The sequence below is a fragment of the Pseudoduganella danionis genome, assembly GCF_009720775.1.
Classification (GTDB): Bacteria; Pseudomonadota; Gammaproteobacteria; order Burkholderiales; family Burkholderiaceae_D; genus Rugamonas; species Rugamonas danionis.
Genome location: NZ_WNKW01000004.1, coordinates 253,376 through 267,846 on the forward strand (window position 1 = coordinate 253,376; position 14,471 = coordinate 267,846).

12 protein-coding genes are annotated in these 14,471 nt (G+C 57.0%); 5 read left to right on the forward strand and 7 right to left on the reverse strand.

Translation table 11 applies throughout. The features are described 5' to 3' along the window. Positions 1–57 precede the first annotated feature (57 nt). Positions 58–2,691, forward strand: coding sequence for an EAL domain-containing protein (locus GM655_RS15635; protein WP_155435605.1), 2,634 nt, complete (start codon positions 58–60; stop codon positions 2,689–2,691). Positions 2,692–3,071: 380 nt separating this feature from the next. Further along, a complete protein-coding gene (locus tag GM655_RS15640) occupies positions 3,072–3,764 on the forward strand; it encodes a 5'-methylthioadenosine/adenosylhomocysteine nucleosidase (protein WP_155435606.1) in 693 nt (230 codons plus the stop codon). 66 nt (positions 3,765–3,830) lie between these two features. Here the strand turns inward: GM655_RS15640 and putA are convergent, their stop codons facing one another. Then, positions 3,831–7,496, reverse strand: coding sequence for a trifunctional transcriptional regulator/proline dehydrogenase/L-glutamate gamma-semialdehyde dehydrogenase (gene putA / locus GM655_RS15645; RefSeq protein ID WP_155435607.1), 3,666 nt, complete (start codon positions 7,494–7,496; stop codon positions 3,831–3,833). A gap of 211 nt (positions 7,497–7,707) precedes the next feature. Here putA and GM655_RS15650 point away from each other — a divergent pair, with 211 nt between their 5' ends. Further along, entirely contained in the window at positions 7,708–8,163 is a 456-nt protein-coding gene (locus tag GM655_RS15650) for an Lrp/AsnC ligand binding domain-containing protein (RefSeq protein WP_155435608.1), read from the forward strand. Between the two features lie 57 nt (positions 8,164–8,220). Further along, positions 8,221–9,795, forward strand: a complete 1,575-nt coding sequence (locus GM655_RS15655) for a methyl-accepting chemotaxis protein (RefSeq protein WP_155435609.1) — start codon at positions 8,221–8,223, stop codon at positions 9,793–9,795. A 20-nt stretch (positions 9,796–9,815) separates the two neighbouring features. Here the strand turns inward: GM655_RS15655 and GM655_RS15660 are convergent, their stop codons facing one another. Next, positions 9,816–10,784, reverse strand: coding sequence for a LysR family transcriptional regulator (locus GM655_RS15660; RefSeq protein ID WP_155435610.1), 969 nt, complete (start codon positions 10,782–10,784; stop codon positions 9,816–9,818). A gap of 167 nt (positions 10,785–10,951) precedes the next feature. On the opposite strand from GM655_RS15660, the gene GM655_RS15665 reads away from it, so the two are divergent. After that, positions 10,952–11,233, forward strand: a complete 282-nt coding sequence (locus GM655_RS15665) for a hypothetical protein (RefSeq protein WP_229632595.1) — start codon at positions 10,952–10,954, stop codon at positions 11,231–11,233. A gap of 8 nt (positions 11,234–11,241) precedes the next feature. On the opposite strand, the gene GM655_RS15670 is transcribed toward GM655_RS15665, so the two are convergent. The 5 genes from GM655_RS15670 to GM655_RS15690 form a co-directional block, all read right to left on the reverse strand. Then, a complete protein-coding gene (locus tag GM655_RS15670; protein ID WP_155435612.1) occupies positions 11,242–11,835 on the reverse strand; it encodes a chalcone isomerase family protein in 594 nt (197 codons plus the stop codon). A gap of 139 nt (positions 11,836–11,974) precedes the next feature. After that, complete coding sequence (locus GM655_RS15675; protein WP_155435613.1) at positions 11,975–12,229, reverse strand: YfhL family 4Fe-4S dicluster ferredoxin; 255 nt, start codon at positions 12,227–12,229, stop codon at positions 11,975–11,977. Between the two features lie 15 nt (positions 12,230–12,244). Continuing rightward, positions 12,245–12,736: a pantetheine-phosphate adenylyltransferase gene (coaD, locus tag GM655_RS15680; RefSeq protein ID WP_155435614.1), complete on the reverse strand. Its 492-nt coding sequence runs from the start codon at positions 12,734–12,736 to the stop codon at positions 12,245–12,247. A gap of 107 nt (positions 12,737–12,843) precedes the next feature. Then, positions 12,844–13,491 carry a 16S rRNA (guanine(966)-N(2))-methyltransferase RsmD gene (gene rsmD, locus GM655_RS15685; RefSeq protein ID WP_155435615.1) on the reverse strand — a complete coding sequence of 216 codons (648 nt, stop codon included), beginning with the start codon at positions 13,489–13,491 and terminating at the stop codon, positions 12,844–12,846. Between the two features lie 68 nt (positions 13,492–13,559). Then, positions 13,560–14,459 (reverse strand): DUF6279 family lipoprotein, encoded by a 900-nt coding sequence (locus GM655_RS15690; protein ID WP_155435616.1) that lies wholly within the window; start codon positions 14,457–14,459, stop codon positions 13,560–13,562. Positions 14,460–14,471 lie beyond the last annotated feature (12 nt).

Below are 14,471 nucleotides of genomic sequence, written 5' to 3' on the forward strand. Positions count from 1 at the left end.
CCACGGTCGTCCGGCTATTTGAAATTCCGGCGACGCTTGCTGACTGGCCTGTTTTTGATGGCAATACTGGCTATCGCCGTCGTCATTTCCCAGTTCCGCACCAGCTACAACGAACGCGAACATGCTGTTCGCAGCCAAACTGAACACTACGCCAAGGCGATGGAAGCCCATGTGCTGTATTCCATCCAGTCGGTCGACCTCTCTCTGCTCAGTTTTTCCAGTGCCATCAAGGTACTGACACGCCAGCAAAGTCGCTCCAGCGCCACCATGTCGGAATTGCTGTCTTCCCATAACGCCAATTTCAGAGGCGACTACACCATCATTTTTCTGGATAACCACGGCAACAGCATTGCTTCTTCCGATGGCAGCAAATTGGCCCATATGCAGTACCAGGACAAAGACTTTTTTAAAGTCCATCTGGATAGCAATATGCACGGTCGTCTCTACATCGGTGAACCGATACTGACGCCGATCAAAAAAATCCCCATGTTGTTTCTGAGCCGGCGAGTGGAAAACGACCAAGGCGAGTTTCTGGGGGTGATAGTCGCTCCCATAAATATCGAACGCTTTGTGACGGTATTTGAAAATTCGCGTTTTGATACGGACATCGTGATCGCCCTGATCCATGGCCAAGGCAAAATTATCGTGCGCGTGCCCAATTTCATCTCGTCCTTTGGACGTAATCTATCGCCTAGCCGATTATTCGAATCGTTGCAGCGCAGTAGTACGGGAACCTATCGTGATGTCAGTACCATCGATGGCTTGCAACGGGTCTATAGCTATCGAGCGCTCGACGATATGCCGTTGATTATTGTGGTGGGAAGTAATGACGCGGAAGCTAACCGCATACTGCAACAGAATTATCTAATCGCCGGTGCGGGACTGACGGTTCTTTTATTGCTGATGATAGGTGCCGGTCATTTTTCTTTGCGTACTTACCGCCGGCAAGAAGAACGCGAACAGCGCTACCGCGCGCTGTACGTGGCCAGCAGTGAAATGGAGAAAAAACTTCGCGCCAACGAAGAATCCATGCGACTTGCCGCCCTGCTATTCCAGAATAGCAGCGAAGCCATGATGGTGACGGATGTGGAAGGCAAAATTCTAACCGTCAATCCAGCCTTTTCTCTGCTATACGGCTATCTGGAAAAAGACTTGATCGACCATCGCGGCTACGAGCTGGCTGCTGGCCAGCAGGAACAAAGCGTATTCGACCGCATGTATGAATCCATCCTCGAGCACGGCGAATGGGAAGGTGAAATCTGGCAACAGCACAAAGAGGGCGATACTTTCCTCGTTTCGATGCGGGTCAACACGGTATTTGATGAATTGGGAAATCCCATCCGGCATGTAGCGCTGTTAAGAGATATCACCAAGAAAAAGGCGTCAGAAGAGCTGATCTGGCGCCAGGCCAATTTCGATGCCCTGACTAGCTTGTCGAACCGACGCATGTTCCATGAGCATCTGCGCCAGGAAATGAAGAAAACTGATCGCTCTAAGCTGCCGATGGCGCTGGTATTCCTCGACGTGGACCATTTCAAGCAAGTCAATGACACGCTGGGCCACGATCAGGGTGATTTGTTGCTGAAAAAAGTAGCACAGCGTCTGACTTCCTGCGTACGTGGCACCGATATCGTTTCCCGTCTGGGTGGCGATGAATTCACCATCATCCTCAGCGAGTTGCGTAACGCCAGCGATGTAGCGCGGATAGCCCAGGAAATTCTGCGTCAGATGAGCACGCCGTTCGAACTGGACGAACATACGGCCCATGTTTCCAGCAGCATAGGCATCACGCTCTACCCTGAAGATGGCAAGGATGCTGAAACTTTAATCAAAAATGCTGATCAGGCAATGTACATCGCCAAACATGAAGGCCGTAACCGCTTCCATTATTTCGCACCCTATATGCAGGAAGCTACGCGAGTCAGGATGGAATTGATCGGCGAACTGCGAGAAACCGTGGCACGCAATGAATTGCGCATACTGTTCCAGCCCATCGTCGATCTGCAGACGGGGAAAATCTGCAAAGCGGAAGCACTGGTGCGCTGGGAACATCCGGAACGGGGCCTGCTCAATCCGGCAGAATTCATCAGCATAGCCGAAAGTAGCGGCATGATCGTCGAAATCGGTGACTGGGTTTTCCAGCAGACAGCACGCGAACTGCAGCGCCTACGACAGGCAGGCCATCAAGACTTCCAGATTGGCGTCAACAAATCAGCCTGGCAATTCCGTGAAAACGGCAGCAACTACCAGAGCTGGCTGGAGCTCTTGCGTGAACTGGAGGTTCCAGCGGAAAACATCATCATCGAAGTGACGGAAAACCTGCTGCTCGATAGTACCTATCAGGTCGCCCAGCGGCTGGCCGCCTTCCAGCAAGCCCATATGCAGATTTCTCTCGATGATTTCGGTACCGGTTATTGCTCGGTTGCCTTCCTCAAGCGTTTCAATGTCGATTACATCAAACTGGATCGGACACTGATCACGGATATCAGCCATGAACGGTCTGGCCATGCCTTGTGGGAAGCCATTATCGTGATGGCGCACAAGCTGGATATCAAAGTCATCGCCGAAGGCATAGAAACACCGGAACAACTGGCGATTTTGCAGCAGGCCGGTTGCGATCTGGGGCAGGGATATCTGTTTTCCCGCCCTATTTCAGGTACCGAACTGGAGGAAAAACTGAAAAACGGCTAAGCGTCTGTGCATAACTCGCTGAATATCCACAGGACGAGTTGTGAGTAAGGACAAAGTTTTCCAAACGGCCGCATTTTATACAGAATTGCTCCTGAAATGGTACAGCGCTTATGCAGATCCTTATCTTTCGCGTAAACAAATGATTTGTAAACGTATACAAGACTTATCCACAGCTACTTATACGTTTACTACTACTACTATTTTTATATAAAACTTTTGTAAACTACTAAACCGCGAAAACGCGAACTTTGCGTGAAATTTGGAGCCCTGCTCGCTATCGGTATCGCCACTAAGCCATAAGAAACGCCTTAAAATGCACCGTTTTAAGCACTCGACTGTGGAAAAATCGTGATTGATCCACAGTCTTTAGGGAAAAAAGTATGCGTTTAGGCATCATCAGTGCATTGGCCGAAGAACAGCATGGCTTGATAGAAGCCATGGAAAGCCCCGCCAAGCGTTTTCACGGCATGCGTGAGTACACAGCCGGAAAACTGTGGGAAATCGACGCTGTGTGCGTTTTATCGCGTATAGGCAAGGTTGCCGCAGCCATGACAGCTGCCATCCTTGTGGAAAAGTTCGAAGTTACCCACATCATCTTTACCGGCGTCGCCGGTAGCGGGGATAAAAACGTCCATGTAGGCGATATCGTTGTGGCGGAAGATCTGATCCAGCATGATTTCGATGCCAGCCCATTGTTTCCCCGCTTTGAAATCCCTTTAACGGGCTTAACCCGGTTTGCCAGCGACCGTGCGCTGACGGAGCGATTAGCCGCTGCCGCGCAAAAAACTGGCCGCGTGCATCGCGGCCTGATCGCCAGCGGTGATCAATTTATCGGCAAACGTCACCAGATCGAAGCTTTGAAAGCCGCGTTACCCGATATTCTGGCAGTGGAAATGGAAGGCGCCGCCGTGGCGCAGGTGTGTTTCGAGCTCGGTATCCCGTTTGCCGTGATCCGCACCATATCCGACAACGCCAATGATGATGCAGCCGTCGATTTCATGCGTTTTGTGAAAACCGTCGCTTCGCGCTACGCCTACGACATCATCGAAAACTTCTGCAAAGCAAGAGCATAAAAAAAAGGCCGGAATTTCTTCCGGCCTTAAGACAGCAACAGGTAATCGGTCTATTCAGCGGCGGGTTTATGCGTCCAGCGTCATCAGGCTGGCATTGCCGCCCGCTGCAGTGGTGTTGACGCACAGGGCACGCTCGGCCAGCAGACGCCACAGAGGGATGGCATCGTTAGCATTGGTGTCGATCACGCCTACCAGCGCGCCCTCACGGGCCGCCAGACGGCTGCGCAGGCTGGCCGTCAGCGCTGATTCCACCAGGGCGATCTGGAACTCGGCATCGAAGTGATCGAGCTGGGCAATCACCTGTATCCGGTCTTTGACAGCCGCTGGCAGGTCGTGAGGCAGAAATTGCGCCGTTTCCGTGCTCATCAGCGCGATATTGCCGGTCGCCAGCGTAGCGGCCAGCTGGTTGAGCAGTACGGGCTGGCTGGTAGCGGCACAGGCGATCGCGCCACGGGCCACCAGTGCCAATGTATTGCGCTCGCCCGTAGGGCCTGGCAACAGCGTTAGTTGCCCCAGTTGCGTCTGGCGGCCATAGGCTTCTGCCAGTTGGGCCAGATGGTCGTGGCCATGGGTGCTGGCCCAGGCTTTGAACGTATCGAGCGCTGGCGAATCGCTGACGCCGCTAGCGTGGCTGGCGGGGTTGGTAAAGGCATCGCGTTGCAGACGTTTCAGGTAGAGCGGACCGCCTGCTTTCGGGCCCGTGCCTGATTTGCCTTCACCACCGAAGGGCTGAACGCCGACGACGGCGCCCACAATGTTACGGTTCACGTAGATATTGCCCACATGCGCGCGGCTGGTGATGTAGTCGATGGTTTCATCGATGCGTGAATGCACGCCCAGCGTCAGGCCGAAGCCGCTGCCATTGATCTGGTCGACCAGCTTGGGCAGATCGGCGCGCTTGTAACGGATCACGTGCAGCACAGGGCCGAAAACTTCCTGCGTGAGTTCTTCCAGCGAGCGGATTTCCAGCACCGTAGGCGGCACGAAGGTGCCGGCCGACGTAACATGGGCCGGCAGATCGAGCGAGAAATAAGTGAGGGCCGTAGCTTTCAGCTTGTTGATGTGCGAAAGCAGATTCTGCTGGGCTTCCGCATCGATCACGGGGCCGATATCGGTCACCAGACGATCAGGGCTGCCCACATTCAGTTCCTGCATGGCGCCTTTGAGCATTTTGATGGTCTTGTCGGCGATATCTTCTTGCAGGAACAGCACGCGCAGCGCCGAGCAGCGCTGGCCGGCGCTATCGAAGGCCGACGAAATTGCATCTTGCACTACCTGTTCGGGCAATGCCGAGGAATCCACGATCATGGCGTTCTGGCCACCCGTTTCGGCGATCAGCGGAATGTCGATGTTTTCGCTGACGGCGCGTTTGGCCAGCGTGCGGTTGATTAGCTGAGCTACTTCGGTCGAGCCGGTGAAGATCACGCCTTTGATGCGGCTATCAGCCGTCAGCGCTGCACCAACCACTTCGCCGCGGCCGGGCAGGAATTGCAGGGCGGCGCGCGGAATGCCGGCTTCGTGCAGCAGTTCTACGGCACGGTGGGCGATCAGCGGCGTCTGTTCGGCCGGTTTGGCCAGCACCACGTTGCCGGCGGCCAGCGAAGCGGCAACCTGACCCGTGAAAATCGCCAGCGGGAAGTTCCACGGACTGATACAGGTGACGGGGCCCAGTGCCAGCGTATTCGTGCCGCCGCGCACTTCCTGCGCGTAATAACGCAGGAAATCGACCGCTTCGCGCAGTTCGGCGATGGCGTTCGGCAGCGATTTGCCTGCTTCGCGAATCGCCAGTGTCATCAGCTCCATGGCATTGGTTTCGAACAGCTCGGCGGCGCGCTCCAGTGCTGCCGCGCGGATGGCTGGTTCAGTTACCTGCCAGTCCATGGCGTACTGGCTGGCGCTGGCCAGCGCCGTTTCCACATCGGCTGCGCTGGCTTCTACCAGTTGGCCTACCACATCGCTGCGCTGGGCCGGATTGGTGACGTTCTGTACCGGCTGGCCGGCGCTGACACCGCCGGCCAGCAGCGGCGTGGCGTACCAGCTACGTGGTTCGGCCAGTTCGGCGGCAACACGGCGCAGCACATTTTCATTGGCCAGATCGAAGCCGGACGAGTTTTTACGTTCCGTGCCAAACATATCGAGTGGCAGCGGAATGCCGCGGTGCGGCTGGCCACCCTGCTCGCGTGCCAGCGCAACGGGATCCTTGATCAGCGATTCGACGGGTATTGCTTCATCGACGATCTGGTTGACGAAGGACGAGTTGGCACCGTTTTCCAGCAGACGGCGTACCAGATAGGCCAACAGCGTTTCGTGGGTGCCGACTGGCGCGTAAATACGGCAAGCCTTATCCAGATTGTCCTTGCCTACCACCTGGTCGTACAGCGATTCGCCCATGCCGTGCAGGCACTGGAATTCGTAGTCGGTCACGCCATCGCGCTTGGCCCAGGTGTAGATGGTCGACAGCGTTTGCGCATTGTGGGTAGCGAACTGCGGATAGATTACGCTGGTCGCGCCCAGCAGCTTCTGTGCGCAGACCAGATACGACACGTCGGTGTAAACCTTGCGCGTGTAGACCGGATAGCCGCTCATGCCATCCACCTGGGCGCGTTTGATTTCCGCATCCCAGTACGCGCCTTTGACCAGACGCACCATGAATTTGCGGCCGCTGCGCTTAGCCAGATCGATCAGGTAATCGATCACGAACGGGCAGCGTTTCTGGTAAGCCTGCACCACAAAGCCTATGCCTTCGAAACCGGCCAGGGCCGGATCATGTGCCAGTGCTTCCATCAGATCGAGCGAGAGTTCCAGACGATCGGCTTCTTCGGCATCGATGTTCAGGCCGATGTTGTACTGCTTGGCCAGCAGCACCAGTGCACGCACGCGCGGCAGCAGTTCTTCCATGACGCGCTGGCGCTGGGCGCGGCTGTAGCGGGGGTGCAGTGCCGACAGTTTGACGGAAATGCCGGGGCCGTTTTTGATGCCGCGCCCATTCGAGGCTTTACCGATGGCGTGGATGGCGGTTTCGTAGGAAGCGTAATAGTTTTTCGCGTCCGCTTCCGTCAGCGCCGCTTCACCCAGCATGTCGTAGGAATAGCGGTAGCCGCGCGCTTCATTGGCCTGGCCGTTCTTGATGGCTTCGTCGATGGTCTGGCCCGTGACGAACTGGTTGCCCAGCATGCGCATGGCCAGATCTACACCTTTGCGGATCAGTGGTTCGCCGCCCTTGGAAATCAGCTTGGTTAGGGCCGAGCCCAGACCGTTTTCGCTGCTGGTGCTGACCAGTTTGCCCGTGATTAGCAGACCCCAGGTGGCGGCATTGACGAACAGCGAAGGCGATTCGCCCAGATGCTTGCGCCAATCGCCCTTGCTGATCTTGTCGGCGATCAACCGGTCGGCCGTGGCATTGTCGGGAATACGCAACAGTGCTTCGGCCAGACACATCAGTGCCACGCCTTCTTCCGACGACAGCGAAAACTCGTGCATCAGCGCATCCACACCGGAGGCGCGCGTGCGCTGCGCGCGCACCGAGCTGACCAGTTTATGCGCGAGCTGTTGCGACTGCTTCAGCGTGGCATCGTCATTCTTGGTTATTTGTTCCAGCAGCCATTGCACGGCGCTGACTTCGTCGCGCCGGTAGGCAGCGGTCACAGCGGCACGCAGGGGAATTGGATCGCGCAGGATCTCGTCCTGTAGCGCGGAGAACGGGGTAAAACGGGGGCTGATGGCAGCGGACATGGAATAACTTTCAGTAAGAAATTTTGGCGCCGTACATTAGAAAAAACGCTCGACCGGCGGGTGCTGGCGAGCGTGTTTCGAAGTGAACTGCTGATGATTCGATTGTAAAGCGATTTCTTCTGGATTAATTCTGGTATTACAAGGGGCTAGCAATAGATTGTTTTTAGTGAGACAATTTAACCAAATAATATTAATTTTGGAGTCCCCGGAAATGCTAGACAAGATCAGTAAAAAAATCTTGATGGAATTGCAGAGCGATGGCCGCATCAGCAACGTAGAACTGGCTGCGCGGGTGAACTTGTCACCAGCAGCCTGCCTGGAACGTGTGCGCAAACTGCACGAATCCGGCTACATCATGGGTTACACGGCCCAGCTCAATCCCCAGTTACTGGACGTTTCCTTGCTCGTTTTCATAGAGGTAGTGCTCGATCGCACGACTCCAGAAGTCTTCGATGCCTTCAAACATAGCGTTCAGCTGATACCAGAAGTATTAGAATGCCACATGGTTGCTGGCGGTTTTGATTACTTGGTTAAAGCCCGCGTCAAGGACATGGCGGCGTACCGTGAATTCCTTGGCAAAACCCTGCTCCAGAAAGGCGTACGTGAAACCCACACTTACGCCGTTATGGAAGAGGTGAAGAATACCACCAAGTTGCCTATAAAATAGCAGCGAAGAACGAAATTTACACCGTTCTCCCGCTGTACACCTTAACGGGGGAGACAGATGAAGCTTTTACAGCAGCCTTGGCTGTTCAGGGGACTTTGGCTGGGCGCGGCAACGCTGCTCGGTACGGTGATCGCTCTTGTTGTGAGCTGGCTAGCAGATAGCCAGTTATCCCTGCTGGCCACAGCAGGGTTGAGCTTCCCTGCTGCACTCGCTGCTGCACTGCTGATCCGCTGGCAAACCACGCGCCAGCACAGCGAGGACGGCGCGCGCCGCTTTGCCCATGTGGTAGGCGATGAGATCGACGCCATCATGATAGGCGCTGCGGAAACCTCGTTCTTTGTCGACTCCGTCAAAGCCAAAGTGGCGCTCGACGTCGGCACCAGCGCCGATATTGCTGATCGCGCCACAGAAAATCTTGAAGCGTCCAGCCTGATTGCCGCCAATGCCGAACAGGCCGCCCGCATCGCAGCGCAGGTCAAGGGCGAAACGGTGGCAGGCCGCAATGAAGCGGATCTGGGCTTGCAGCGTATCAAGGCGGCACGTTCGGAAGCCCAGACCGCAGCGGCCATGATGGCCAGCCTGCAGAGTAATGCGCGCAAAATCTACAGTTTTACTGAAGCCATCAGCGAAATTTCCGCCCGTACCAATCTGCTGGCACTGAACGCGGCAATCGAAGCAGCACGCGCCGGCGAACAGGGGCGGGGATTTGCCGTGGTCGCCAATGAAGTGCGCCAGCTGGCTTTCCGGACCAAGGAAGCCACGGATGAAATCAGTGCCATGGTGCGCGAAATTAATCAGCAGGCCGAGCAGGCCGCCAGCGGCATGACTACGCTGGCCCAGAGTGTGAGCGTGGCGGCTGGCAACGTGGAAACCGTGCATGGATTGCTGAGCAATATAGAACAGTCGTCCGGCGTATCGGAGCAGCAGATAGGCCAGATCGCCCATGCCGCGCGCGAGCATGTGGATACCAGTGAAATCATTGCGCAAGGGGTGGGCAGCATCCGCGATAGTCTGCACTCGACCGAGCAGCAACTGCCGCGCGCGGCCGGTTCGGCCCAGGCTCTGGCGGAACGGGCCGAAGTGATTACCCGCGCACTCAGCGTATCGTCCATCGAAAGCTCGCACGATCCGATCCGCATAGTCGCCCAGCAGGCTGCGCGCGATATAGGACGGTTGTTTGAATCGGCCATCAGCAGTGGCCAGATCAGTCAGGAAGCCTTGTTCGACCGCCGTTACACACCCATCCCTGACACCAATCCGCAAAAACATAAGTCGCGTTTCGACGACTTTACCGACCGCGTGCTGCCGTCGCTGCAGGAAGCGGTGCTGGAAGCCATGCCGCAACTGGCATACGCGGGTGCGGTGGATAACAATGGCTATTTCCCCACCCATAACCGCAAATTCTCGCAGCCGCTGACGGGCAATTACGAGATCGATATGGTGAATAACCGTACCAAGCGGATCTTTAGCGACCGTACCGGCAAGCGTTGCGGCAGCAACACCCAGCCATTTTTGCTACAGACTTACAAACGCGATACGGGCGAAGTGATGCACGATTTGTCCGTGCCGATCTATGTGAATGGCCGCCACTGGGGCGGCTTCCGCGTGGGCTACCGCTCCAGCCACAGCTAGGACGCGGTGGCGGCCGGAGTTTAATACGTATCGCTACGCGGTGCCGTACCGGGCGCCGTGCGCTGGGCCACGCTGTTCATGCCTTCCAGGTGGCGGCGCAGCCATTTGTGGGCCGGGCTGCGCGCATCGCGCTCGTGCCACAGCATGTCGAGGTGCACGGCCGGTAGCTGGAATGGCAATTCCTTGGAAATCAGCGCATCCGTCATGCCCGTCGAGGCGATCAGATGGCGCGGCAGCACGGTAATCAGGTCGGAGTTGGCCACCACCCGTCCGGCCGTGAAGAACTGGTTCACCGTCAGCAGGATGCGGCGTTCGCGCTGGATCTGCGCCAGTGCTTCATCCACCAGGCCGTGGGCGCGGCCGGAGAAACTCACCAGCAGGTGATTCGCCGCGCAATAGTTATCCAGCGTCAGGTCGACTTTGGATAAGGGGTGGTCGCGCCGCATCACGCACACATAATGGCCCGAATACAGCCGTTCGTGGCGGATAGGCGAACCTGTTTCATACGACAGCTGGGCGGCTACGCCGGGGAAGAAACCTACTGCCAGATCGATATCGCCACGCAACAGCATGGGGCGCGGTTCACGCGTGGTCAGCGGCACCATGCGCACATTCACGCCCGGTGCTTCGTTTTCGATCGAGCGCATCAGCGCCGGCAGCCAGAAGGCTGCCGTGGCATCGGCCATGGCCATGCGGAAGGTGGCGTGGGCGGCCGAGACGTCGAAGGTTTCCGGTGCGACGGCCGCTTCCAGACTGGCCAGCGCACTGCGCACGGATGGCCACAGCGATTCGGCGCGCGGCGTGGGCTTCACGCCGTAGGCGGTGCGGATCAGTAATTCGTCGCCCAGACTTTCACGCAGGCGCTTGATGGCGTTGGAGACGGCCGGTTGCGTCATGGCCAGATGGCCGGCCGCGCGGGTCAGATTTTGCTCGGTCATCACGGCGTCAAAGACGCGTAACAGGTTCAAGTCTAGCGTCAGGAAGCTCATGGCAGCTCAGTCGTGGCTCAGGTCGTGAAATGGTAAAGAAATATCATTTTTTATCAATGATACGACATTCCATTCACCAAATGAATAATTGTTATCGGGGAAGTAAATTGGCTACTTATGTTGCACTGCACTATAGTACCGCCTGATTCTAAATGCCTTGTAACCACATGTCTACCCTGATTTCCGCTGTACAAAATATCTCCTTGATTAGCGCAGGTGAGCTGGCGCTGGTCAGCGGTGCTGTGTGCGCCGTGCTGCTGCTGTTCAAACCTCTGCTGATGGGGCTGTGCCGTGCGGCCATGCTGCTGGTGCGCCCGAAACTGAGCAAGGAAGAGCAGCTCCAGCGTCGCCAGATGCGCGACGCCATGCTGCTCAAGCGTATGCTGAATTCCATCGAAGGCGAACCCAGCCACGTGGCTGAACTGCGCGCGATTGCTTCGCGCGTCTAAGTAGGTACTTACTTCCCGCCTAACAGCGCTGGCTTCAGGTCGCTATCGACCGGATGTTCGCCCAGCCAGATGCGTAGCACAGCGTTGTAGAACGCTACGTCGGGCATCAGTTCACCGATTTTCTTCCCGTTCAGATAGCACTGGGTGCCCTCGCCCGGGGTCCAGTCCAGCGTCAGCTGGTCGCCCTTTTTCAGGGCCGGAATCTGGGCAAACACTTCACCGAACTTCATGGTTTGCGGCAGGATGCGGGTGCGCTCGTTCTTGTCGGTGTTGTTGTTCAGACCGTCCATGAAGGCTTTGCCGAAATCTTCCGAGCTGACTTCGCGCAGCATGGTAATGGCTACGCGGCGCGGCCCGCTGGTGGCCAGCACATCGGCGACACTGCTTTTCTTTTCCGTCAGATACAGGCCGGCCGCATAGACTTTGAAGATGACTTTGGTGCGCACGCCGGCGCCATTCAGTTTGAGCTCGCTGCCCGCAACCTTGATGCTGTCGTCAAACTTGACGCCCGCTACCTCGACTGCGGCCAGCGCGGGCAGGCAGAAGCTGCCGGCCAGCATGGTGGCGGCAAACAGGCTTTTCAGGATATTTCTGCGTTTCATATAAGGTCTCCGAAAGGTAGTGGGGCCGGCGCACAGGACGGGCAGGACTCGATCGGAATATACCACCGCTAAGGCGGCATCACGCAGGGAAAAGCGCACGCGGCCGCGTTTGGCCGCTGCGGCACGGTGGTCTGGCCTGTCAGGCCTTGGCAGCCTGCAGGCGCTCGAACTTGGCTTGCAGTTCTTCTTTGCTTTCCCGCATGGCAGGATTGAAGGGGATGCAGCTGACCGGACACACTTGCTGGCACTGGGGCTCGTCGAAGTGACCCACGCATTCGGTGCATTTATCGGGGTGGATCTGGTAAATCTCGGCGCCCATGAAAATCGCATCGTTCGGGCACTCGGGCTCGCAAACGTCGCAATTGATACAGTCGTCGGTAATCATTAAGGCCATGCTAGTACTCGCTGCTTACTGGTCACGGGTGGCGGCAATTTTCTTTTGCAGCCAGCGGTCGACCGAAGGGAAAACAAATTTGGACACATCGCCACCGAGCACGGCAATTTCGCGCACGATGGTGCCGGAGATAAATTGATACTGATCCGATGGGGTCAGGAACATGGTTTCGACATCGGGCAGCAGGTAGCGGTTCATGCCCGCCATCTGGAACTCGTATTCGAAGTCGGACACGGCGCGCAGGCCGCGCACGATCACGCGCGCATCATGTTCGCGCACGAAATCTTTGAGCAGGCCGGAAAAGCCCTGCACTTTCACATTCGGATAGTGGCCCAGCACTTCGTTGGCGATGGTCAGGCGTTCTTCCAGCGTAAAGAAGGGCTTTTTGCTCTGGCTATCGGCCACCCCGACCACCAGCGTGTCGAACAGACCCGATGCGCGACGCACCAGATCCTCGTGACCACGGGTCAGCGGATCAAAAGTTCCCGGATAAACAGCTACGACCATGTCGGCTCCTTGCAGTGCACCAATTTAGAACGCGCCATTATGCCTGAAAAATGCCGTCTGCCTACATTTGGGGCAGTTCGGCGGCCGGTTTATGGCAGGCGTGGCCGTTAAACCTTGCGTTTTAGTAAATGGAAATGCACCATGCCCGCTTTATCGGCGCGGATAACTTCCCAGCCGGCCATCCATTCAGGCGTGGCGTCATCGGCAAATTCCAGTGGAATGCCCGATTCAGCATACACCAGTCCATCCTGCTCCAGCAGTTTGCTGCACAGCGGCAGAGCGCGTTCGATAAAGCTCTGTTGGTAAGGCGGATCGAGGAAAATCAAATCATAGCGCTGGCCGCGGCTGGCGGCCGACTGGGCCACAGCCAGTGCATCGCCACGCATGATCTGGACATTCTCGGCCTTGAGTTTCTGCTTGATGGCTTCCAACTGCTGTATCACAGGCGTGACAGTATCGACCATGGTGACACTGTGGGCGCCGCGGCTGGCCGCTTCGAAGCCCAGTGCACCGCTGCCGGCAAACAGATCGAGCACCCTGGCGTTGGACCAATTGGCATCGCGCTGGTGGTTGATCCAGTTGAACACGGTTTCGCGCACGCGGTCCGGCGTCGGGCGCAGGCCGGAAGCACTGAGTACGGGCAAGGGTGTGCGTTTCCAGCTACCGCCAATGATGCGCACCTGATGGCTGTGCTGCGGGCCATGGACGGGGACTTTGGCTGGTTTGGCAGGTTTGCTGGTGGGCTTTCTAGGCATGATGCAGGCGCTTGCGCTGATGATACGCAGGTGATTGTTTGTCAGGCGCGACTATAACATATGGGGCTTCAGGGGCTGCCGCTCTGGCCTTCCTGCGCCAGCACCCGCAGGTCGTGTATCCAGCCCTGGATCTTGTGGTTGGCATGGGCTTTCTGTGCCGGGGTGGCGAGCTGGATCACGTTGTAGACCATTTGCGCCGTGGCTTCTTCGTAATCATCGAATTCGGGTGCGCGGGCGCCCGTCTCCATGTGCTGGAAGCTGGTGTTGATCTGCTGGCGCAGCAACTCCATGGTGCTGTCGCGGTCGGGCTTTTCTTTCTGGATTTTACGGGCCAGTGCGACGATTTCGTGCTGGCGCCGCACACGGTCTTCCAGTATCTGGGCATTGATGAGCGGACGTTGATCGGAGTAGCGGCGGATTTGCGCTTCCTGGGACCGGCTGAAGTCGCCAAACCACAGTTCGAACTGGTCCAGTGCCTGCTGGTAACGCACTTTCTGCTGGGCTTCCAGATCGCCCTTCATGTATTTCTGCCGGAATTCGGCATTGTTGGCGGTGAATTTTTTCTCCAGCGCTGTGATCTGTTCCGGCCGCAGCGAGCGTAGCAGATCGGCCAGTTGCGGCACTGCATGCAGCATCAGCACGCGGCTGCGCTGGCGTATTTCACCCCAGCTGGCGCGCAGCCGGGCCGTATCGGTGGGGTTATTCAGGTGCTGCTGCTGGCTGACTTGCAGCAGCAGCGCGTAATCCTGCAACTGGGTGCTGCGGTGCCACTGGAATAGCTGATCGATATCCTTTTTGACCCAGCTTTTCTGCTCGCGGTCCAGATCGACATAGCCGTCCAGCCACCAGTAGATCAAGGTATCGCCATGGTTGTAAGCCAGCCGCAACGAGCTGCAGGCGCCCAGCGCCAGCATCAGCAGTAATCCACAGGCATAACGCCAGAGTATTCGGGTAGCAGGAAAGGCCATGTTAAACTTTCG

Coding starts and splice junctions, on each gene's coding strand:
- GM655_RS15660 (WP_155435610.1), bottom strand. CDS start 10,784: ATGAGCTTCCTGACGCTAGACTTGAACCTGTTACGCGTCTTTGACGCC.
- GM655_RS15690 (WP_155435616.1), bottom strand. CDS start 14,459: ATGGCCTTTCCTGCTACCCGAATACTCTGGCGTTATGCCTGTGGATTA.
- GM655_RS15665 (WP_229632595.1), top strand. CDS start 10,952: ATGTCTACCCTGATTTCCGCTGTACAAAATATCTCCTTGATTAGCGCA.
- GM655_RS15655 (WP_155435609.1), top strand. CDS start 8,221: ATGAAGCTTTTACAGCAGCCTTGGCTGTTCAGGGGACTTTGGCTGGGC.
- putA (WP_155435607.1), bottom strand. CDS start 7,496: ATGTCCGCTGCCATCAGCCCCCGTTTTACCCCGTTCTCCGCGCTACAG.
- coaD (WP_155435614.1), bottom strand. CDS start 12,736: ATGGTCGTAGCTGTTTATCCGGGAACTTTTGATCCGCTGACCCGTGGT.
- rsmD (WP_155435615.1), bottom strand. CDS start 13,491: ATGCCTAGAAAGCCCACCAGCAAACCTGCCAAACCAGCCAAAGTCCCC.
- GM655_RS15635 (WP_155435605.1), top strand. CDS start 58: ATGGCAATACTGGCTATCGCCGTCGTCATTTCCCAGTTCCGCACCAGC.
- GM655_RS15675 (WP_155435613.1), bottom strand. CDS start 12,229: ATGGCCTTAATGATTACCGACGACTGTATCAATTGCGACGTTTGCGAG.
- GM655_RS15670 (WP_155435612.1), bottom strand. CDS start 11,835: ATGAAACGCAGAAATATCCTGAAAAGCCTGTTTGCCGCCACCATGCTG.
- GM655_RS15640 (WP_155435606.1), top strand. CDS start 3,072: ATGCGTTTAGGCATCATCAGTGCATTGGCCGAAGAACAGCATGGCTTG.
- GM655_RS15650 (WP_155435608.1), top strand. CDS start 7,708: ATGCTAGACAAGATCAGTAAAAAAATCTTGATGGAATTGCAGAGCGAT.